The 20729-nt window shown below is 66.8% G+C and carries 16 protein-coding genes; 11 read left to right on the top strand and 5 right to left on the bottom strand.

What is annotated here, in order from left to right:
- Positions 1-6: 6 nt before the first annotated feature.
- Positions 7-945, bottom strand: coding sequence for an AraC family transcriptional regulator (locus RJ1_RS05040; protein WP_073358870.1), 939 nt, complete (start codon positions 943-945; stop codon positions 7-9).
- 165 nt (positions 946-1110) lie between these two features.
- Here RJ1_RS05040 and RJ1_RS05035 point away from each other — a divergent pair, with 165 nt between their 5' ends.
- Positions 1111-1671, top strand: a complete 561-nt coding sequence (locus RJ1_RS05035) for a flavin reductase family protein (RefSeq protein ID WP_073358869.1) — start codon at positions 1111-1113, stop codon at positions 1669-1671.
- Positions 1672-1697: 26 nt separating this feature from the next.
- A complete protein-coding gene (locus RJ1_RS05030) occupies positions 1698-3314 on the top strand; it encodes a 4-hydroxyphenylacetate 3-hydroxylase family protein (RefSeq protein ID WP_073358868.1) in 1617 nt (538 codons plus the stop codon).
- Positions 3315-3334: 20 nt separating this feature from the next.
- On the opposite strand, the gene RJ1_RS05025 is transcribed toward RJ1_RS05030, so the two are convergent.
- Positions 3335-4282: an AraC family transcriptional regulator gene (locus tag RJ1_RS05025; RefSeq protein WP_073358867.1), complete on the bottom strand. Its 948-nt coding sequence runs from the start codon at positions 4280-4282 to the stop codon at positions 3335-3337.
- 204 nt (positions 4283-4486) lie between these two features.
- On the opposite strand from RJ1_RS05025, the gene RJ1_RS05020 reads away from it, so the two are divergent.
- From RJ1_RS05020 to RJ1_RS04990, 7 genes are all read left to right on the top strand, one after another.
- Complete coding sequence (locus RJ1_RS05020; protein WP_073358866.1) at positions 4487-5698, top strand: cytochrome P450; 1212 nt, start codon at positions 4487-4489, stop codon at positions 5696-5698.
- 2 nt (positions 5699-5700) lie between these two features.
- Entirely contained in the window at positions 5701-6696 is a 996-nt protein-coding gene (locus tag RJ1_RS05015; RefSeq protein ID WP_073358865.1) for a 2Fe-2S iron-sulfur cluster-binding protein, read from the top strand.
- Positions 6697-6877: 181 nt separating this feature from the next.
- Positions 6878-8260 carry a benzoate 1,2-dioxygenase large subunit gene (gene benA, locus RJ1_RS05010; protein WP_073358864.1) on the top strand — a complete coding sequence of 461 codons (1383 nt, stop codon included), beginning with the start codon at positions 6878-6880 and terminating at the stop codon, positions 8258-8260.
- A 14-nt stretch (positions 8261-8274) separates the two neighbouring features.
- The gene (gene benB, locus RJ1_RS05005) at positions 8275-8784 is read left to right on the top strand and encodes a benzoate 1,2-dioxygenase small subunit (RefSeq protein ID WP_073358863.1); all 510 of its coding nucleotides are present in this window, start codon (positions 8275-8277) and stop codon (positions 8782-8784) included.
- 36 nt (positions 8785-8820) lie between these two features.
- Complete coding sequence (gene benC / locus RJ1_RS05000; protein ID WP_073358862.1) at positions 8821-10359, top strand: benzoate 1,2-dioxygenase electron transfer component BenC; 1539 nt, start codon at positions 8821-8823, stop codon at positions 10357-10359.
- Entirely contained in the window at positions 10356-11150 is a 795-nt protein-coding gene (locus RJ1_RS04995) for a 1,6-dihydroxycyclohexa-2,4-diene-1-carboxylate dehydrogenase (RefSeq protein ID WP_073358861.1), read from the top strand. Before benC ends, RJ1_RS04995 begins: the two co-directional genes overlap by 4 nt.
- Positions 11151-11296: 146 nt before the next feature.
- The gene (locus RJ1_RS04990; RefSeq protein WP_073358907.1) at positions 11297-12646 is read left to right on the top strand and encodes an MFS transporter; all 1350 of its coding nucleotides are present in this window, start codon (positions 11297-11299) and stop codon (positions 12644-12646) included.
- On the opposite strand, the gene RJ1_RS04985 is transcribed toward RJ1_RS04990, so the two are convergent.
- Both RJ1_RS04985 and RJ1_RS04980 read right to left on the bottom strand, forming a co-directional pair.
- A complete protein-coding gene (locus RJ1_RS04985) occupies positions 12622-13689 on the bottom strand; it encodes a 2-oxoacid:ferredoxin oxidoreductase subunit beta (RefSeq protein WP_073358908.1) in 1068 nt (355 codons plus the stop codon). The two genes, RJ1_RS04990 and RJ1_RS04985, sit on opposite strands and share 25 nt — an antisense overlap.
- A 5-nt stretch (positions 13690-13694) precedes the next feature.
- The gene (locus RJ1_RS04980) at positions 13695-15629 is read right to left on the bottom strand and encodes a 2-oxoacid:acceptor oxidoreductase subunit alpha (RefSeq protein WP_073358860.1); all 1935 of its coding nucleotides are present in this window, start codon (positions 15627-15629) and stop codon (positions 13695-13697) included.
- Between the two features lie 122 nt (positions 15630-15751).
- Between RJ1_RS04980 and RJ1_RS04975 the strand changes: the two genes are divergently transcribed.
- Positions 15752-18454: a helix-turn-helix transcriptional regulator gene (locus RJ1_RS04975; RefSeq protein ID WP_073358859.1), complete on the top strand. Its 2703-nt coding sequence runs from the start codon at positions 15752-15754 to the stop codon at positions 18452-18454.
- A gap of 106 nt (positions 18455-18560) precedes the next feature.
- Positions 18561-19397: a class I SAM-dependent methyltransferase gene (locus tag RJ1_RS04970; RefSeq protein WP_073358858.1), complete on the top strand. Its 837-nt coding sequence runs from the start codon at positions 18561-18563 to the stop codon at positions 19395-19397.
- Positions 19398-19421: 24 nt separating this feature from the next.
- Here RJ1_RS04970 and RJ1_RS04965 read toward each other — a convergent pair whose 3' ends face one another.
- Complete coding sequence (locus tag RJ1_RS04965; RefSeq protein WP_240319910.1) at positions 19422-20603, bottom strand: hypothetical protein; 1182 nt, start codon at positions 20601-20603, stop codon at positions 19422-19424.
- Positions 20604-20729 lie beyond the last annotated feature (126 nt).

Raw genomic sequence — 20729 nt, 5'->3', positions numbered from 1 at the left:
GAACCGTCAGCCCCGGAGCGCCTCCGACGGGGCCACGCCGTACTTTCGCCGGTACGCCGCCGCGAACCGGCCGGTGTGGGTGAAACCCCAGCGCATCGCGACCTCGGCGACCGTCGACGACCCGTCCGCGCGCAGCAGGTCGTCGTGGACGCGTTCGAGACGCACGCCCAGCAGGTAGTCGCGGGGGCTCACCCCCACGTACTCCTGGAAACCCTCCTGCAGGCGGCGGACCCCGACACCCGCGATCTCGGCCATCTCGGCCGCCGTCCACGCTCGCGCGGGGTCGGCGTGGATCTCGTCGATGACGCGCTTGACGATGCGCGGGCGGGTACCGCCAACGGCGGTGTCGTCGTCCGGGATCGCCGCCAGGACGAGCGCGGTGGTGACCGCCCCCGACAGCTGCTCGGCAACGAGGGGATTCGCGTAGACGCCGTCCGATCGCAGCATCTGGTCGAGCAGCGACCGCACCAGGGTCAGCCAACTCGCACCGTTCGCGCTGGTCAGGTCCAACTGTGCCGGCAGCCGCAGTCCCGGCCGCGCCAGAATCCGCGCCATCTCGCGATGCAGGTAGTCGCGGTCGACACGAACGCCGATGATCGAGCAGTCCTTGCTCCAGTCGGTGATGAGCGTGGTGGTGTCGGGTGGGCAGATCGTGCCCGAACCGGGAACGGAGGACACCTCGTTCTTACCGGTCACCGATTCCAGATGCCCCGACAGCGGCACGTTGATCGCGTACGCGCCGGGGTGGTCCGACTGGATCGACACGTCCGCACCCCAGCCGATGTGGGTGATCTTCACCGGGCCCAGCTCGACCGCCTCCGCGACGGTATTGCGCGCGTTCGACCTGCTCAGCGGGGTCAGCCGATGTGGGAAGTACACGTCCGACACCACATGCGACGCCTCGTCCCAATCTTCGGGGCGGACAACCCTGGGCGTGGACTGCATGGCACCAGTGTGACCACGGACACCTTCGATTGCAATTTCCGCCGTGATCCAAGTCACTGCGCAAAGCGGATCACCACCGCGCTCAGCGGATCGACGCACCCTTCGCGCGGTCGTACGTTCGTCCGTACCTCAACAGCGCCCCGGACAGGAAGGGAGGCTCCGAAAATGGAGCAGCGCGAACTCCGGAACATTTTCGGTCAGTTTGCCAGCGGAGTCACTGTCATCACGTGCAGCAACTCCGAGGGCCTGCCGCACGGAGCGACGGTCACCGCCTTCACCGCCGTGTCGATCGAACCGAGGCTGTGCCAGGTCACCCTGACCCGAAAGTCGAAGGCCTGCAGCTATTTGAGCAAGGCACCGTTCGCCGTCAACATCCTCGCCGCCGACCAGGTGGACACCGCACTGCATTTCGCGGGACGACCGCAGAACCCCGAACCCGTGTGGAACGACGGTCCGACCGCCCCGATCATCGGCGGCGCCGCCGCCACGTTGTCCTGCGAGCCGTGGGCCGAGTACGACGGCGGCGACCACATCATCTTCCTCGGTGAGATCGTGGCCGCCGAATCCAGCGGCAAGGATCCGCTGTTGTTCTACCGGAGCACTTTCCACGATCTCGGCACGCCGTCGGCGTCTGCCGTGTGGAACGGATCGATGGACGATCCGAACAACGGATGGTTCGACGCCACCACCTCCTTCACCCCATTTCATCTCCAGCCCACCCACTGACCGCCGAATCCGAAAGGACTTCCCTCATGACCACCACCGAAAGCGCACCCGAGACCACGCTCGACCCGACGAAGGTCAATCCCGCGGAGAACGCCGAGGCCAACCGCACCGCGAACTTCGCGTCGCGCCCGATGACCGGCGACGAGTACATCGAGTCGCTGAAAGACGACCGCGAGATCTGGCTCCACGGTGAGCGCGTCGAGGATGTCACCACCCATCCGGCGTTCCGGAACCCCATCCGGATGACCGCCCGCCTCTACGACTCGATGCACACCGGCGAGCACGTCGACAAGGTCACGTGTCCCACCGACACCGGCAACGGCGGCGTGACGATGCCGTTCTTCAAGGCACCGAAGTCCTCGGACGACCTGCTGAAGGAACGCGACGCCATCGCCACCTGGGCGCGCATGACGTACGGCTGGATGGGTCGCAGCCCCGACTACAAGGCCTCGTTCCTCGGCACCCTGCACGCCAACAAGGAGCTCTACTCGCCGTTCCAGGCGAATGCCGAACGCTGGTACAAGGAATCGCAGGAGAAGGTTCTGTACTGGAACCATGCGATCATCAACCCGCCCGTCGACCGACAGTTGCCGCCCGACGAGGTCGGCGACGTGTTCATGAAGGTGGAGAAGGAAACCGACGCGGGCCTCATCGTGTCGGGCGCCAAGGTGGTGGCCACCGGTTCGGCCATCACCAACTACAACTTCATCGCGCACTACGGGCTGCCGATCAAGAAGAAGGAATTCGCCCTCATCTGCACCGTCCCGATGGACGCGCCGGGCGTGAAACTGATCTGCCGGTCCTCGTTCACCCAGAACGCGGCCGTCATGGGCACCCCGTTCGACTACCCCCTGTCGAGCCGCATGGACGAGAACGACACCATCTTCATCTTCGACAAGGTGCTGGTGCCGTGGGAGAACGTCTTCATGTACGGCGACGTCGACAAGATCAACGGCTTCTTCCCGCAGTCCGGGTTCCTGCCCCGCTTCACCTTCCAGGGCTGCACCCGCCTGGCCGTCAAGCTCGACTTCATCGCCGGCATGCTGATGAAGGCCCTCGACGCCACCGGCGCCGGCGGATTCCGCGGTGTGCAGACCCGCGTCGGTGAAGTGATCGGCTGGCGAAACTTGTTCTGGTCGTTGACCGAATCGATGGCACGCAACCCTGAGCCGTGGATCGGCGACACCGTCATCCCCAAGCTCGAATACGGCCTCACGTACCGCATGTTCATGATCCAGGGGTACCCGCGGATCAAGGAGATCATCGAACAGGACGTCGCGTCCGGCCTGATCTACCTGCCCTCGAGCGCTCGCGACTTCAAGAGCCCCGACGTCCGCCCGTACCTGGACAAGTACGTCCGCGGCTCCGACGGCATGACCGCGGTCGAGCGAGTGAAGATCATGAAGGCGCTGTGGGATTCGATCGGCAGCGAGTTCGGTGGCCGCCACGAACTCTACGAGCGCAACTACTCCGGCAACCACGAAAACGTCAAGGCCGAACTGCTGTTCGCCGCCGAGAACCGTGGTGACGTCGCCTCCATGAAGGGCTTGGCCGAGCAGTGCCTGTCCGAGTACGACCTCGACGGCTGGACGGTCCCCGACCTCATCGGCAACGACGACGTCTCGTACTTCGGCAACAAGTAGCACACACGCGCAAATCCCCGTCAGAAGCGAACGAGCTCTGACGGGGATTTGCCGTACCGGCGACGGTACGCAGCGGAGAACCTGCCCGCGTGGGTGAAGCCCCACCTCGCCGCGACTTCGGAGACGGTGCCACCCGGGCCCAGCGCCCTCAGGTCGGCGTGCGCGCGGCTGAGCCGGATGTCGAGGAGGCACTCGGACGGGCTGCGCCCGACGTACTGACGGAACCCCTCCTGCAACCGGCGCACACTGGTGCCGGCGAGTTCGGCCATGTCGGCCGCCGTCCAGGCCCGGGCCGGGTCGTCGTTCAACCCGTCGAGGACCCGCTTGACGATCCGCGGTCGGGGCGCGCCGCCGCGCACCTCCTCGTCGGGCGTGACGGCGAGGACGAAGGCCGACGTGATCGCGCCGGCGAGCTGCGGGCCGACCACCGGGTTGGCGAGGAGGTCGGCCGGCTCCCGCAGCTGCGCGGTCAGCGAACGGACCAGCCGAAACCAGCTGCTCTCCGATGCACCGGTGAGATCGATCTGGGACGGCAGGCGCAGCCCGAGCCGCAGGTCGGCGCCGAGAATCCGGTCGGCCTCCCGCTGGAGGTAGTCGCTGTCGAACTTGACGCCGAGCACCGTGCAATCGCCGCTCCACCGGCTGATCAGAGTCGGCTCGTCGGCCCGGAAGACCGTGGCCTGCCCCGGACGCGACACCACCGTGTCGCCCTGCGAACAGGATTCCAGTGAACCGGACAGCGGGATGTTGACCTCGTACGCGCCCGGGTAGTCGCATTCGATCGACACGTCCGCGCCCCAGTCCAGCCTGCCGAGCGTGACGGGACCGAAGTCGACGGTCCGCATCGACAGCGTCATCGCACCGCCCGACGACAGGTCGGTCAGCGTGTGCGGAAAATACGCACCGGCCACCGCTCTCGACGCCGCATCCCAGTCGTGGGTCTCGGTGATCGTCGATGCCATCGTCATGCACCTGCCTCGGTAAGAGTCGTTCCGACCTATTGAAGCTGCGCCGGGACGCCGAGTCGAGGATAACTGAGACCCCGATCACAACTGGTCGCGCACATCGTCCAGACCCCGCGCAGAATGGCTAGACGACCCGCCGATCTGCGCAATACGTTCTCCTCCATGCCGCCATGGCCGCGAAAGCTGTTTCCGAAGAGGAGAATTGACATGACCGCCACCCTGTCTTGGATCGACGAGATCACGATGACGGAACTCGAGCGCAACCCGTACCCGGTGTACGAACGGCTACGCGCCGAGGCGCCGCTGGCGTACGTCCCGGTTCTCGGTTCGTTCGTCGCGACCACCGCCGACCTGTGCCGCACCATCGCCAACAGCCCCGACTTCGAGGGGATCATCACCAAGGCCGGCGGCCGTACGTTCGGTCACCCCGCCGTGATCGGGGTCAACGGCGAGATCCACCGCGACCTCCGCTCGATGGTCGACCCCGCACTGCAGCCGTCGGAGGTGGACCGCTGGGTCGACGGACTCGTCCGCCCCATCGCCCGGCGTTACGTGGAGCAGTTCGAGAACGACGGCAAGGCCGACCTGGTGTCCCAGTACTGCGAGCCCGTCAGCGTCCGCGCACTCGGCGACCTGCTCGGCCTGAACGACGTCAGCTCGGACACGCTGCGCGACTGGTTCCACCGGCTGTCGAACTCCTTCACCAACGCCGGTGTGGACGCGAACGGCGAGTTCACCAACCCCGAGGGATTCGTCCAGGGTGACGAGGCGAAAGCCGAGATCCGGGCAATCGTCGATCCGCTGATCGACAACTGGATCGTCAACCCCGACGACAGCGCGATCTCGCACTGGTTGCACGACGGCATGCCCGAGGGCCGGGTTCGCGACCGGGAGTACATCTACCCCACCCTCTTCGTCTATTTGCTGGGCGCGATGCAGGAACCCGGCCACGGCATGGCGTCGACGCTCGTCGGCCTGTTCACCCGGCCCGAGCAACTGGAAGCCGTCGTCGACGAGCCTGCCCTGATTCCGCGGGCCATCTCCGAGGGGATGCGCTGGACGTCCCCGATCTGGTCGGCCACCGCACGCATCAGCACCACGGACGTCACGCTCGGCGACGTGTTCCTCCCCGAGGGATCCGTCGTCCTGCTGTCGTACGGTTCGGCCAACCACGACACGGACGTCTACGACGCCCCCACCCGGTACGACATGACCCGTCCCCCGCTCCCCCACCTCGCGTTCGGTTCGGGCAACCACGCGTGCGCGGGAATCTATTTCGCCAATCACGTGTGCCGGATCGGACTGGAGGAACTGTTCGAGGCGATCCCCAACCTCGAGCGCGACACCGGCGCGGACGTCGAGTTCTGGGGCTGGGGCTTCCGCGGCCCCACCGCACTCCAGACCACGTGGGAGGTGTAGCCGTGACCTTCACCGTTTCGGTCGCCGCCGACACCATGGAGTGCGGACCGGACCAATCACTGCTGGACGCGTTTCTCCGGGGCGGCGTGTGGATGCCGAACTCCTGCAATCAGGGCACGTGCGGAACGTGCAAACTGCGGGTCGTGTCGGGGTCCGTCGATCACGGGCTGTCGCCCGAGCACACGCTCTCCCCGTCCGAGCGCGAGCAGGGGTTCGCGCTGGCCTGCCAGGCCACTCCGTGCAGCGACACGGTGGTGGAGCGCCTGGACACGGCGCCGACGCGCACCGTCCACACGCTTCGGGACCTCGTCGGCACCGTGAGCGCGATCGACGACGTCGCCCGCGACACCCGGCGCGTACTCGTCACGCTCGACAGCCCGCTCGAATTCTCGGCGGGCCAGCACGTCGAATTGCGGGTACCCGGCACCGACCAGGGTCGTCAGTACTCCATGGCCAATCCACCCGGTGAATCGAAGGTGCTCGAATTCCACATCCGCCGGCAGCCGGGCGGAGTAGCCACGGACGGATGGGTTTTCGGGTCGATGTCCGTCGGCGAGCGCGTCGACCTGCTGGGCCCGCTCGGCGACTTCCGCCTCGATCCGGACGACGAGGGGCCGATGGTCCTGCTCGGCGGCGGGACAGGATTGGCTCCGTTGAAAGCCATGGCCCGCCAGGCACTCACGTCGGCTCCGGACCGCGCGATCCATCTGTATCACGGCGTGCGCGAGGAGTCCGACCTGTACGACGTCGACCTGTTCCAGGAGTGGGAGCGCGCGCACCCGGGCTTCCGGTACGTGCCGTGTCTGAGCGACCAGTCGTGGTCGGGGCGGTCCGGCTACGTCACGGACGCGTTCGTGGAGGACTTCGACACCTGTCGCGGATACTCCGGGTATCTGTGCGGACCGCCGGCCATGGTCGACGCCGGCCTCACAGCGTTCAAACGCCGGCGCATGGCTCCGCGGCGCATCTTCCGGGAGAAGTTCACGCCTGCCGTCTGATCGCGGCACCGACGCACACCGGGGTTCTCCGAGACCCCGGTGTGCGCATGCCGAACACGTCCTAGTCAGCACTCGGTAAATGCCTAGTGTGATGCAGCGCACAGGCTGCAAGAGTGGAATCCATTGCCGGACCCGGGCGCCCTCGCAGGGCGCAAGCCCCCCGGAGATCTTGGAGGATCCCATGACTGACACCCTGTACACAGCGCCGTCCGAGGACGTACGCACCAAGTTGGCCGACGCACTGATCGAAGACGCAGAAACCGGCCGCTACCAGGTGCGACGCAGCGTCTTCACGGACGAGGACCTGTTCGAACTCGAGATGAAGCACATCTTCGAGGGCAACTGGATCTACCTGGCCCACGAGAGCCAGATTCCGAACGTCGGCGACTACTTCACCACGTACATGGGCCGCCAGCCGATCGTCATCTCCCGCAACAAGGAGGGCGAACTCAACGCCCTCGTCAACGCGTGCAGCCACCGCGGCGCCATGCTCTGCCGGCGCAAGACGGACAACCGGACCACGTTCACCTGCCCCTTCCACGGCTGGACGTTCAACAACTCCGGCAAGCTCCTCAAGGTCAAGGACCCGCGTGAGGCCGGCTACCCGGAACAGTTCAACAAGGACGGCTCCCACGACCTCACCAAGGTCGCGCGGTTCGAGAACTACCGCGGATTCCTGTTCGGCAGCCTCAACGCCGACGTCCCGCCGCTCGAGGAACACCTCGGTGACACCACGAAGATCATCGACATGATCGTCGACCAGTCGCCCGACGGCCTCGAGGTGCTGCGCGGTGCGTCCACCTACACGTACGACGGCAACTGGAAGCTGCAGACCGAGAACGGCGCGGACGGGTACCACGTGTCCGCGACCCACTGGAACTACGCCGCGACCACGTCGAGGCGCGAGTCGGGTGAGTCCACCAATGCCACGAAGGCGATGGATGCCGGCAAGTGGTCGAAGCAGCAGGGCGGCTACTACTCGTTCGACAACGGCCATTTGCTGCTGTGGACGAAGTGGGCCGACCCCACCAACCGTCCGCTGAACGAGCGCCGCGACGAACTGGTCGCCGAGTACGGCGAAGACCGCGCCGACTGGATGATCGGCGTGTCCCGCAACCTGTGCCTGTACCCGAACGTGTACCTGATGGACCAGTTCGGTTCGCAGATCCGGCATTTCCGTCCGATCTCCGTCGACAAGACCGAGGTCACCATCTACTGCATCGCCCCCAAGGGTGAGAGCCGCACGGCACGCGCCGCCCGCATCCGGCAGTACGAGGACTTCTTCAACGCCACCGGCATGGCCACCCCGGACGATCTCGAGGAGTTCCGCTCCTGCCAGAAGGCGTATCAGGCCGGAGCCGCACCGTTCAACGACCTCAGTCGCGGTGTCACCCACCAGCTCCAGGGCCCGGACGAGGACGCGAAGAAGATCGGCATCAACCCCATCTCCAGCGGTGTGAAGACCGAGGACGAGGGCCTCTACCCGATCCAGCACGGTTACTGGGTGCAGGCGCTCACCAAGGCACTCGACGCCGACGCTGCCGCTGCCGCGAACAACCGCTGAGGGAGACGAGAGACATGACTGCAGTAGCCGAAAACACCGTCACCCAGCACGATATCGAGCAGTTCCTCTACCGTGAGGCCCGCTACCTCGATGACCGCGAGTTCGAGAAGTGGATCGAGTGCTATCACCCCGACTCCGAGTTCTGGATGCCGGCGTGGGCCGATGACGGCGAGCTGACCACCGACCCGATGACCGAGATCTCGCTGATCTACTACGCCAACCGCGGCGGCATCGAGGACCGGGTGTTCCGCATCAAGACCGACAGGTCGAGCGCCACGAGCCTTCCGGAACCCCGCACCGGTCACAACATCTCGAACGTCGAGGTCACCGATCGTCGCGGCGACGTCGTGGATGTCCGGTTCAACTGGTTCACGCTCTACTTCCGGTACAACACGGTCGACACGTACTTCGGAAACTCCTTCTACACGATCGATTTCTCCGGTGCGCAGCCACTGATCACGAAGAAGAAGGTCGTGCTCAAGAACGACTACATCCACCACGTGGTCGACATCTACCACATCTGAGTTCCTCCCCAATCTTTGCGAATCGAGCTGTTTTCCATGACTTTCCAAGTTGCACTGAGTTTCGAGGACGGGATCACCCGCTTCATCAAGTGTGACGGCGACGAGACGGTCGCCGACGCGTCCTACCGCGCGCGGATCAACATCCCCCTCGACTGCCGAGACGGGGCGTGCGGCACCTGCAAGTCGCTCTGCGAATCCGGCACGTACGACGGCGGCGACTACATCGAGGAAGCGCTCACCGACGAAGAGGCGGAGCAGGGCTTCTGCCTTCCGTGCCAGATGATGCCGGAAAGCGATCTGGTGCTGCAGATTCCGACGACCTCCGACGTCGCCAAGACGGCGGCGGGGACGTTCTCGTCGACGATCACCGAGATCCGGAAGTTCTCCGACACCACCATCGGGTTCACGATCGACATCGCGAACCGCGACGACCTCGTCTTCCTCCCCGGGCAGTACGTGAACATCACCGTTCCCGGGACCGAAGCGACACGCTCGTACTCGTTCAGCACCGGCCCCACGTCGAAGGACCTGTCGTTCCTGGTCAAGATCACCGACGGCGGCCTGATGTCGGAGTACCTGCGCGAGCGGGCGCAGGTCGGCGACACACTCGAGTTCACCGGCCCGATGGGAAGCTTCTTCCTGCGTGAGCAGAAGCGCCGCGCTCTGCTGCTGGCCGGCGGCACCGGGCTGGCCCCGCTGCTGTCGATCCTCGACAAGATGCGCACCGACGCCGCCGACCACCCCGTGCACCTGGTCTACGGCGTCTCCTCCGACGCGGACCTGGTGGAGCTCGACAAGCTCGAGGAATACACGAAGTCCCTGCCGCAGTTCACGTTCGACTACTGCGTGTCCGACCCCGCCAGCAGCGCCCCGAACACGGGGTACGTCACCGGCCTGTTCGAGCCCGCGCATCTCAACGACGGCGACGTGGACGTGTACCTGTGCGGTCCGCCGCCCATGGTCGAGGCCGTCCGCGACCACCTGAAGTCGGAGGGCGTCACGCCGGCGAACTTCTACTTCGAGAAGTTCAACAATGCGGCGACGCCGGGTGGGTCCGAGGAATCCACACCGTCCGTGACCGACACGGTCGAGGCCGCCCCCGAGTACGAGATCGGCGAGGAGCACCAGCCGCTGTCCGAGTCGGACGCGCAGTTCGACGCCCGCATGGCACTCGAACTCGGTGCGATGGAACTGACCATCGGCCGGATGACGCAGGAACAGCTGTCCGAGTACCGAATCCTCGCCGAGACCTCGTGCGAGTCGATCGAGAACGACCACTTCACGGACGCCGGCGCCTTCACCGACACCAATGCCGCGTTCCACGAGTTCTTGTTCCGGTGCACCGCCAACGACGTGCTCCTCGAGGCGTACAACCGCCTGGAGGTCACGCAGCTGATGAGCAAGGTGCTCCGCACGGCGGATTGGGTGGACGAGCACATCCAGCACGACCACCTCGACATCGTCACCGCGTTCGAGAAGGGTGACCGGGCCGCCGCTCACGAGTTGATCGTCAGCCACAGCGCGCACGCGAAGGCCACCATGTGCCGCGCCATCGAGAGGAGCGCCGTCGCATGAGCGGATTCGTCACCCCGCACCGCTTCGACGGCAAGGTCGTCGCGGTCACCGGTGCCGCGCAGGGCATCGGCCTGACGGTCGCCACCCGGCTCGCGGCCGAGGGCGCGTCGGTGATCCTGATCGACCGTGCCGAACTCGTCCACGAGGTCGCGAAGGGATTGCGCGAGAACGGCACCGAGGCGCACAGCATCACCGCCGATCTGGAGCAGTTCGCCGACGCCGAGGCGGCGATCGACGAGGCACGGCAGCAGCACGGCCGGCTCGATGTGCTGATCAACAACGTCGGCGGCACGATCTGGGCCAAGCCGTACGAGCACTACACCGCCGAGCAGATCCAGGCGGAGGTGCAGCGGTCACTGTTCCCGACGCTGTGGACGTGCCGCGCCGTCCTTCCCCACCTGATCGCGCAGCAGTCGGGCACGATCGTCAACGTGTCCTCCGTGGCCACCCGGGGCGTCAACCGCGTGCCCTACGCGGCATCGAAGGGTGGCGTCAACGCCGTCACCGCGGCCCTCGCTCTCGAGGCCGCGCAGTACGGAATCCGCGTGGTGGCCACTGCTCCCGGCGGCACCGAGGCGCCGGCCCGGCGCGTTCCCCGCGGCCCCGGCGCGGAGACCGATCAGGAAAGGGTCTGGTACCAGCAGATCGTCGACCAGACGGTCGACTCATCGCTGATGAAGCGGTACGGAACGCTCGACGAGCAGGCCGCAGCCATCGTCTTCCTCGCCTCGGACGAAGCCACCTACATCACCGGGACGGTACTGCCCGTCGCCGGTGGCGACCTGGGCTAGCAATTCACAGCTCTCGACCGCCTCATCGGCGGGACGCATCATTTCGTCTCGTCGATGGGGCATTTTTCTAGCTGAATTCACCTGTGACACAGCGCACTTACGAGCAGGACCCGGTTCCCCGTCACACTCACCGAGCGGAGATCACCATGAATCCATCCACCCCCGACACCTGGGCCGGCCCAAGACACCGCAGCGCCGTCACCTGGATCGTCGCGATCGCCACCCTCGCGATCATCTTCGACGGCTACGACCTCGTCGTGTACGGCACGATCCTGCCGACATTGATGAACGATCCCGGTCAACTCGGCGAGATCTCCGCCCAGCAGGCCGGTGCGCTGGGCTCGTACGCCCTCATCGGCGTCATGGTAGGCGCACTCGCCGCCGGCGCCGTGGGCGACTACCTGGGACGCCGACGGATGATGCTGATCAACATCGCCTGGTTTTCCGTCGGAATGGGCCTCGCCGCGATGTCGACGAGCGTCACCATGTTCGGTCTGCTGCGCTTCTTCACCGGAATCGGCGTCGGTGGCCTCGTCGCCACCGCCGGCGCGATGGTGGCGGAGTTCGCACCTCCCGGAAAGCGGAACCTGTACAACGCCGTCGTCTACAGCGGCGTCCCCGCCGGCGGAGTGCTCGCATCCCTGCTCGCGATCGTCCTGCGCGACACGATCGGCTGGCGCGGCCTCTTCTGGATCGGCGCCCTGCCCATCGTGATCCTGCTGCCGCTGGCGCTCGTGAAACTGCCGGAGTCACCGAAGTGGCTCGTCGCCCGCGGACACGAGGACAAGGCGCGTCGCATCTCCGAACGCACGGGAATCCCGATGCCCGGCGCCCAGGAGATCGCCGCGGAACGGGCGTCGGACGAGAAGGTCGGCTTCGCCGCACTCGCGACGCGCCGTTACGCCTGGGGCACTGCGCTTCTCGGTCTGATGAGCTTCTCCGGACTACTGCTCACCTACGGGCTCAACACCTGGCTCCCGAAGATCATGGAGGACGCAGGTTTCAACGCGAAAGGCTCGCTGTCGTTTCTGCTCGTCCTCAACGGCGGCGCCATCCTCGGCGGTCTGATCGCCTCCAAGGTCGCCGACGGCATCGGACCGCAACGCGTCGTCGCCACGACGTTCGGGCTCGCCGCGCTGGCCTTGATACTTCTCACGCTCGGGTTCCCGCTGCCGGTGCTCCTCGCGTCCGTCGCCGTCGCCGGAGTCGGCACCATCGGCACCCAGGTCCTGATCTACGGATTCGTCTCCAACTACTACTCCACGTCCGCACGCGGCGCCGGCGTTGCCTGGTGCGCCGGGTTCGGCCGGCTGGGCGGCATCTTCGGCCCCCTGATCGGCGGCGCCCTGATCAGCGCAGGCATCAGCAGCCAGGTGGCGTTCTACGTCTTCGCGGGCATCGCCGTTCTCGGCGGGTTCGTCACCTTCTTCGTCCCACGCGCACGAGCCACCCGTCCCGAGCCGGCGACCACCTACTCCACCGTCCAGGTGTCGTGACCGGTCAGCAGGCGCTGCAGCGAGCCGTCGTCGACGGGGTCGTTCTCCCGGGCGATCTCGTTCTGCAGGCGAACCATGTCGTCGTACGTGTCCCGCGCGACGCTGCGGAACACCCCGGTCACGGTGTGGGTGAGGTCCTGATCGGAGAGCCTCGACAGCGCGTACGCGTAATCGGGGTCGTCGGTGTGGGCGTCGTGCACCACGATCTCGGCCGGGTCGACGTCGACGGTCGCGACCACCGTCAAACCGAAACCCGATTGGACGACGCAGTATTCGCCTGCACCGCCGAACACGATCGGCTCACCGTGGGTCAGCGGGATCAGGCGCTGCTCCGACCCGTCCTTGCGCAAGACGTCGAAGGAGCCGTCGTTGAAGATCGGGCAGTCCTGGTAGATCTCCACGAACGACGTGCCGCGGTGCGCCGCCGCCTGCCGCAGCACCTCCGTCAGACCCTTGCGGTCCGAGTCCATCGCACGGGCCGCGAAAGTCGCCTCCGCTCCCAGCACGAGGGACAGCGTGTTGAACGGGTGATCCACCGACCCCAGCGGTGTCGACTTGGTGATCTTGCCGACCTCGGAGGTCGGTGAGTACTGCCCCTTGGTCAGCCCGTAGATCCTGTTGTTGAACAGCAGGATCGTCATGTTGACGTTTCTCCGCAGGGCGTGGATGAGGTGGTTGCCGCCGATCGAGAGGGCGTCGCCGTCACCGGTCACCACCCACACCGACAGGTCGGGTCGCGTCACCGCCAAACCGGTCGCGATGGCCGGGGCGCGGCCGTGGATCGAATGCAGGCCGTAGGTGTCGAGGTAGTACGGGAACCGACTCGAGCATCCGATGCCGGAGACGAACATCAGATTCTCGCGTCGGAGTCCCAACTCCGGCAGGAAACTTCGGATGGTGGCGAGAATGACGTAGTCACCGCACCCCGGACACCAACGGACCTCCTGGTCCGAGGTGAAGTCCTTGGCCTTCTGCGGTTCGTCGGTGGTCGGAACGTGAGCGGTGGCGCTCAGTCCGAGATCTGCACCGACACGACTGATCATCTGTGTCACACCGATTCCTCCCACCGGGGTCCGGTCGATCGGTAGGTCGCCGACGCGAGCGCGTCGGTGGTCTTCGCGAGCTCGTGCTCACGCAACGTTCCGGTCAGGGCAGTGTCGATCACCTCGTGTAGCTCGTCGCTGAGAAACGCGAGTCCCTGCACCTTCGTCACCGACTGCACGTCGACCAGGAACCTCGAACGCAGGATCATCGCCAGCTGGCCGAGATTCATCTCCGGTGCGACGACGGTGCCGTAGCTGCGCAGCACCGCACCGAGATTCGCCGGCAGCGGGTTGAGGTTGCGCACGTGTACGTGGGCCACCTTCTTACCCTCCCGACGCGCACGCCGGCAGGCCTCGCCGATGGGCCCGTACGAGCTGCCCCACCCGACGAGCAACAGGTCGGCCTCCCCGGAAGGGTCGTCGACGACCACGTCGGGAACCGCGATCCCGTCGATCTTCGCCTGCCGCAACCGGACCATCAGGTCGTGGTTGGCGGGATCGTAGGAGATGTCGCCGCTGCCGTCGGCCTTCTCCAGACCGCCGATGCGGTGTTCGAGTCCGGGGGTTCCCGGTATCGCCACAGCACGCGCGAGCGTGTCCCGGTCCCGGGCGTACGGCGCGAACTCACCGTCCACCGGTGGTGCCGTCTCGCTGCCGGGATCGATCCGCTCCAGTGCGGACACGTCCGGGATGGCCCACGGTTCGCTGCCGTTCGCGATGGCGCCGTCCGACAGCAACAGCACCGGGGTGCGGTACGTGAACGCGATCCGCGCGGCCTCGACCGCGGCCTCGAAGCAGTCCGCGGGTGAGCGCGGCGCGATCACGGCGACGGGCGACTCACCGTTGCGGCCGTACATCGCCTGCAAGAGGTCCGATTGTTCGGTCTTCGTCGGGAGGCCGGTGGAGGGGCCACCACGCTGGACGTCGATGACGAGGAGCGGCACCTCCGTCATCACCGCCAGCCCGATCGCCTCGCTCTTCAGCGCCAGCCCGGGACCGGACGTGCTCGTCACGCCGAGAGCACCTCCGATCGACGCGCCCAGCGCCGCGCCGATCCCCGCGATCTCGTCCTCGGCCTGGAACGTGGTGACGCCGAGGTTCCGGTGCTTGGTCAGTTCGTGCAGGATGTCCGACGCCGGGGTGATCGGATAGGTCCCGAGAAAGACGTCCCGCGACGCCAGCCGGCCCGCCGTCACCACCCCGTAGGCCAGTGCGGTATTTCCGGTGACCTGGCGGTACGTGGCGGGCGGGAGCGTCGCCGCCGACACCTCGTAGGTGGTCGCGAAGCTCTCCGTCGTCTCCCCGTAATTCCACCCGGCCTTGAACGCGAGCAGGTTGCCCTCCGCGATCTGCGGCTTCGCGGCGAACTTGGTCTGCAGGAACCGCTCGATGCTGTGCGTGGGCCGGTTGTACATCCACGACAGCAGCCCGAGGGCGAACATGTTCTTCGCCCGCTCGCCATCCTTGCGGCTCAGGCCGGCGGGTTCCACCGCGCCGACCGTCAACGTCGACATCGCCACCGGGTGCACGACGTAGTCCTCGAGGGAGTCGTCGTCGAGGGGGCTGGCGGTGTACCCGACCTTCGCGAGATTCCGTTTGGTGAACTCGTCCGTGTTGACGATGATCATGCCGCCGCGCGGCAGATCGGCCAGGTTCGCCTTCAACGCCGCCGGGTTCATCGCGACCAGGACGTCCGGGCGGTCGCCGGCTGTGAGGATGTCGTAGTCCGCGATCTGGATCTGGAACGACGACACACCCGGGAGCGTGCCCTGCGGCGCCCGGATCTCGGCGGGGAAGTTGGGCTGGGTGGCGAGGTCGTTTCCGAACGCCGCCGCCTCCGACGTGAACCGGTCGCCGGTCAACTGCATGCCGTCGCCCGAGTCGCCGGCAAAGCGGATGGCCACCCGCTCCAGCTTTGTGGAGTTCGCCTCCGTCGTCATGAATGCACCGAATCCTTCGACTCGTGGTCGAGCTGACCAGCAGCTTCTCACTTCACGTTACAAGCGATCCACGTTTTCGCCAGGCACACGCCGAAAAAACGCGTCGCGATACGGTGAGTGGTGTGAGTGATCCAGGCAACATGGAGCTTGTCGGACGTTCCCGCGAGCTCGCCGAACTCGCGGCCGTCCTGCAGGAGGCGACCGAGAACGTGCCGGTCGTCGTCGTGGTCGAGGGTGTTCCGGGCATCGGCAAGACCACGCTCGTGGAGCACTTCCTCGCCGCGCATCCCGGCCTGCCCGCGTTCTCGGCAGTCTGCGCGCCGTGGGCGTCCGGTCATCCCTTCGGCGTCGCCGAACAGCTCCTGGGTGCGGGCGTGACGTCGGAGGACCCCGTCGACGTCGCCCGCGACCTCGTCGCGGCCGTGGCCACACGTGCCGGAGACGAACCGTTCGTCGTCGTGCTCGACGACGCGCACTGGGCCGACGTCGTCTCGCTGCAGGCTTTGACGTCCGCCGTGCATCTCCTCGACCGGCCGGCCATGATCGTCCTGGTCACGAACTCGGAGCCGCCCGACGGTGTTCCCGCGACCGTTCTCGACCTTCTCGACCGGCATCGGCGGCACCGGATACGCGTGCGCCCACTCGATGCGTCCGACCTCCGGAGACTCGCGAACGACCTTGCGCACGTCGCCCTTCCGGTCCCGGTGGCGCACCAACTGGTTCAGCACACTGCCGGGAACCCTCGGCACCTCACGCAGCTTCTGCAGGAAGTCGATCCGAGCGCGTGGGGCCAGTGGCAACCTGTCCTCCCGGTGCCGCGCACCTTCGCCGCGAAGGTACTGGCGCGGCTGTCGGCGTGCTCGCCCCCCGCCCGCACGCTCGTCGAATCGGCTGCCGTCCTCGCCGGGGATCCCCGATTCGCCGACGCTGCCGCACTCGCCGGCATCGAGCATCCGGTGGAGGCCCTCGACGAAATCCATCGGGCAGGCCTTCTCACCGTCGGCGAGCGTCGCGGCGTGACCGTGCTGACCTTCCCGTCACCGCTCACCCGCGCCGCCGTATACCGCAGCCTCGGGCCGATCCGACTGCGCGACCTGCACGACCATGCCGCACGGATCGTCGAGGACGAGGGCAGGCGACTGGACCATCGCGCCGCTGCCGCCCCGTTCGCCGATCCCGCACTCGCGGACGAACTCGACAAATACTCCGCGCGCAGGGCGGCCGTCGGGGCGTGGTCGGCGGTCGCGGACGCACTGATCAAGTCGAGCCGCCTCACCGCGGACCGCGGCGAACGCGAACAACGCCTCATCCGCGCCGTGGACGCTCTCGTCGGTGCCAGCAACCTTCCGCAGGCACTGGCTTTCGCACCGGAAATCGAGAGCTTCCCGGAGAGTCCGTTACGCGACGCCGTGCTCGGTTACCTCGCGATCCTCCGGGGGCGTCCCGCGGAGGCCGATCTGCTGCTCACCCAGTCGTGGTCCGCATGCGACCCGGCTACCGATCCGGCCACCGCCGCGCTGATCTGTCAGCGCCGCGTCCTGGACTCACTCGTCCGCTGGCACGGACCGGACCTCGTCGAATGGGCCAGCCGGGCAGTCGCTCTCGTCGACCCGTGTGATCCGTCGGCCGTCGAATCGGCGGCGATCATGGGACTCGGACTCGCTGCCACGGGTCGGATCGGGGAGGCGCGGGCCGCATACGACACACTGTCCGCGAAGATCGCCCTCGGTGCCCAGTCCCAGCGCTTCGACATGGCCCGGGGCTGGCTCGACCTGGCGCTGGACGATCCCGAATCGGCACGTCAGGAACTCGAGAGCGCCGTCCCGACGGCCTTCCGGATGGGCTCGACGCGCATCTCGCTGTGGGCGCAAGCCTGGCTGGCGCGAACACAATTCGCCCTCGGCGACTGGAGCGGCGCCATCGCCACCGTCGACCGTGCCGGGCACCAACTCGAGGACGCCGCGCTCGACCTCGTCCGGCCCCTTGTGCACTGGACCGGCGCGCAGACCCACGCGCTGCGCGGCAACTGGCCCGCGGCACGGGAGCACCTCCGTCTTGCGGCGGCGAGTTCGCACGACTACCCGATGATGTTCATTCCGGCTTCACTGGCGCGCGCCCAGTGCGCCGAGGTCGAGGCCGACTACGCCACCGTCATCAGGGCGCTGGAGCCACTCACCCGTCTGCAACCCCGGGAGGGCATCGACGAACCCGGCTTCTGGCAGTGGCCCGACGTCTACGCGAACGCGCTCGTGATGGCCGGTCGCGTCGACGACGCAGACACCTTCCTCATCCCCCACGAGGAACGAGCCGCGGAGCGGGGGCACCGGTCCGCGATGGCGCGACTCGGCTACGCTCGCGGCCGGATCGCCGGCGCGCGAGGCGACATCGACGGTGCCCGGGACGTCTTCGAGAAGGCGTTGACGCATCTCGACACCTTGCCGCTCCCCTACGACCGCGCCCGCGTCAACTTCGCCTACGGCCAGACCCTGCGCCGGGCAGGCAAGCGGCGCGAGGCGGACGCCGTCATGCAGGCCGCCCGAGAAAGCTACTTCGCGCTCGGCGCCACCTCCTACGTGCAGCGGTGCGACCGCGAACTGAAGGCCGGCGGCCTCAACCTCAAACGCAGCCGGTTCACACTCGACGAACTGACTCCGCAGGAACGCGCCGTGACGGAACTCGTCGCGGGCGGGGCCAGCAACAAGGAGGCGGCGGGAGAGCTGTTCCTGTCCGTCAAGACCGTGCAGTACCACCTGACCCGGGTCTACGCGAAGCTCGGCATCCGCTCGCGCAGCGAACTCGCCGCGCAGTTCCGCGACCAGGATTGACGGCCCCGGGGTGACCGGAACCCACCCCGAGGGTGCCTGTCGGAGACGACGCCGTCCGCCCAGGCTGGAACGCAACCGACGCAGCCGACCTCCCTGGAGTTCCGACATGGATGACACGATCGACGCAGTGCACGCCGACCGCGAACTGAAGAACAAACACCGCGCGATGTGGGCACTCGGCGACTATCCCGCCCTGGCCACCGACATCATCGCGGACCTCGGGCCCACCCTGGTCCAGGCAAGCCGCATCAGGCCCGGTGACCGTGTTCTCGACGTCGCGGCAGGATCCGGCAACGCCGCCATCCCCGCGGCGCTGTCAGGCGCGAGCGTCGTGGCCGGCGATCTCACCCCCGAATTGTTCGACGCCGGACGCCGACGCGCCGCCGAAGTCGGAGCCCACGTGGAATGGCAGCAGGCCGACGCCGAGGCCATGCCGTTCGCCGACGACGAATTCGACACCGTGATGTCCTGCGTCGGCGTCATGTTCGCCCCACACCATCAGGCGAGCGCCGACGAACTGGTCCGTGTCTGCCGGCCCGGTGGAACGATCAGCCTGCTCAGCTGGACGCCCGAAGGATTCATCGGTCAGATGTTCGCCACGATGAAACCGTACGCACCACCGCCCCCTCCCGGTGCGCAGCCCCCGCCGCTGTGGGGACGCGAAGACCACGTCCGGGCCTTGTTCTCCCATCGGGTCACCGATGTCGTGGCGACCCGGAAGACGTTGCGCGTCGACCAGTTCCGATCACCGGAAGACTTCCGCGACTACTTCAAGACCCGTTACGGCCCGACCATCGCGGTGTACCGGAACATCGCCGGCGACCCCGACCGGGTGGCCGCACTGGACCGCGAACTCGCCGATCTCGCACGTCGCTACGACTACGGAACCGGCAGCACCGTGATGAATTGGGAGTACCTCCTGCTCACCGCACGGAAGTGGTAGCGAGCACTGCCGGGTCGATGGTGCTCATGACGCGAGCCCCGGTGTGGTCGCGATGAACTCGAGTTCCGCCAAGGACAACGGCGACGCGGACGCTCCGGGTGCAGAGGCGCTGACCACGACCTGGGCACCGGACGGCCTGGTAATCGACACGAATTCACTGCCGTTCGAAGGATAGGACGCGCGGACGATGACAGAACCGTCCGGCAGTGTCTCGGCCTTCCGGTCCCGATCGAGTTCCGAGAGAAGTTGCTCGTGAGGCGACCGCGCATCTCTGCCACTCCGGATCGAGATCTCGAGCCGCCCGGAGCTACCCCCGGATGTGGCCGTGAGCGCTTCGCACACATTGTCTTTGCCGAAATCTCCCGGACGCAGCGATCCGAGCGGACGATCCAGGGAGCTGCCCGTGCGCGGCGCCGCGGCCCACCGCTCGTCGAGCGCCCGGTTGAGTTCGGCAACGGATTCTCGCGTCAACACAGGTCCCGTCCCATTCGAATCCGCACTGCACGGAGGCATCGGTGGCAGTGTGCCCGGCGGAACCTCGGCTGTGACAGCCAAATCCGGCGTCGTGGTAACAGCACTGAGCTCCTCGAGGGTCAGTGGGATGCGCGCGCTGTCGTCGGACCGGGCCACCACCCTGGTTCCGTCGGGTAGGTACGCCACCACGGTGCGGCGCACACTCCGCACCCCGCCGATGTCCGCCACCGTGTCCTGCGAATCGAGCACGGTGCCGTTCGGAAGCTCGTCCCGTCGGTCCTGTGCACCGGCAATACACGGCGGTATCGGCCGATCCCAGGAACGGACATCCACCGTCAACGTGCCGACATGTCCGTCGCGAATGAGCGACCCGCGGGCGCTGGTCGACCCGTTGAACAGTTCCGCGTCGACGAAGTCGGGCAACTGCGATTGCGCGATGTCGTCGATCGGTTGAAACTCGAAAGACTCGACGGGACTGGCAAACACCACGTCCACATCACCGGGCAGCGACTCGAGAATCGCGTCGGTCATCGCCGTCGCCTTCGCACCGGAGAACCACGGATACTTCGCGTTGTCGTAATCCTGCGACGGAGAATACCCGACGCTGAAGCGCCTGGGTTCCGTCGGTGGCACGACGACGTCACAACCCGGAATCTCCACCGGAGGCTCGTTCGACAGGCCCGCAACCACGGTCCCCGCCGCAACCACCGACACGACCACTGTCACATCCATCCAGATACTCTTGCGCCACTTCGGCTGAGCCCGCTCCGTCATCACACCTCCCTCCCCGATCGTGCCCACGTTACCCAGTCGACGACCGGGGTATTGCCCTGTCCGGGCTCGATTGATACAGTCGAA

The organism is Rhodococcus jostii NBRC 16295 (assembly GCF_001894825.1).
Lineage (GTDB): Bacteria > Actinomycetota > Actinomycetes > Mycobacteriales > Mycobacteriaceae > Rhodococcus_F > Rhodococcus_F jostii.
Note: the sequence above shows the minus strand (reverse complement) of the source record. Positions and strands in the feature narration are given on the sequence as shown.

What these genes read in the sequence shown, in the direction of transcription:
- benB (WP_073358863.1), top strand. Translation starts at nt 8,275, where the DNA reads ATGACTGCAGTAGCCGAAAACACCGTCACCCAGCACGATATCGAGCAG.
- RJ1_RS04980 (WP_073358860.1), bottom strand. Translation starts at nt 15,629, where the DNA reads ATGACGACGGAGGCGAACTCCACAAAGCTGGAGCGGGTGGCCATCCGC.
- RJ1_RS05040 (WP_073358870.1), bottom strand. Translation starts at nt 945, where the DNA reads ATGCAGTCCACGCCCAGGGTTGTCCGCCCCGAAGATTGGGACGAGGCG.
- RJ1_RS04970 (WP_073358858.1), top strand. Translation starts at nt 18,561, where the DNA reads ATGGATGACACGATCGACGCAGTGCACGCCGACCGCGAACTGAAGAAC.
- RJ1_RS05020 (WP_073358866.1), top strand. Translation starts at nt 4,487, where the DNA reads ATGACCGCCACCCTGTCTTGGATCGACGAGATCACGATGACGGAACTC.
- benC (WP_073358862.1), top strand. Translation starts at nt 8,821, where the DNA reads ATGACTTTCCAAGTTGCACTGAGTTTCGAGGACGGGATCACCCGCTTC.
- RJ1_RS05035 (WP_073358869.1), top strand. Translation starts at nt 1,111, where the DNA reads ATGGAGCAGCGCGAACTCCGGAACATTTTCGGTCAGTTTGCCAGCGGA.
- benA (WP_073358864.1), top strand. Translation starts at nt 6,878, where the DNA reads ATGACTGACACCCTGTACACAGCGCCGTCCGAGGACGTACGCACCAAG.
- RJ1_RS04990 (WP_073358907.1), top strand. Translation starts at nt 11,297, where the DNA reads ATGAATCCATCCACCCCCGACACCTGGGCCGGCCCAAGACACCGCAGC.
- RJ1_RS04985 (WP_073358908.1), bottom strand. Translation starts at nt 13,689, where the DNA reads ATGATCAGTCGTGTCGGTGCAGATCTCGGACTGAGCGCCACCGCTCAC.
- RJ1_RS04965 (WP_240319910.1), bottom strand. Translation starts at nt 20,603, where the DNA reads ATGGATGTGACAGTGGTCGTGTCGGTGGTTGCGGCGGGGACCGTGGTT.
- RJ1_RS04995 (WP_073358861.1), top strand. Translation starts at nt 10,356, where the DNA reads ATGAGCGGATTCGTCACCCCGCACCGCTTCGACGGCAAGGTCGTCGCG.
- RJ1_RS05025 (WP_073358867.1), bottom strand. Translation starts at nt 4,282, where the DNA reads ATGACGATGGCATCGACGATCACCGAGACCCACGACTGGGATGCGGCG.
- RJ1_RS05030 (WP_073358868.1), top strand. Translation starts at nt 1,698, where the DNA reads ATGACCACCACCGAAAGCGCACCCGAGACCACGCTCGACCCGACGAAG.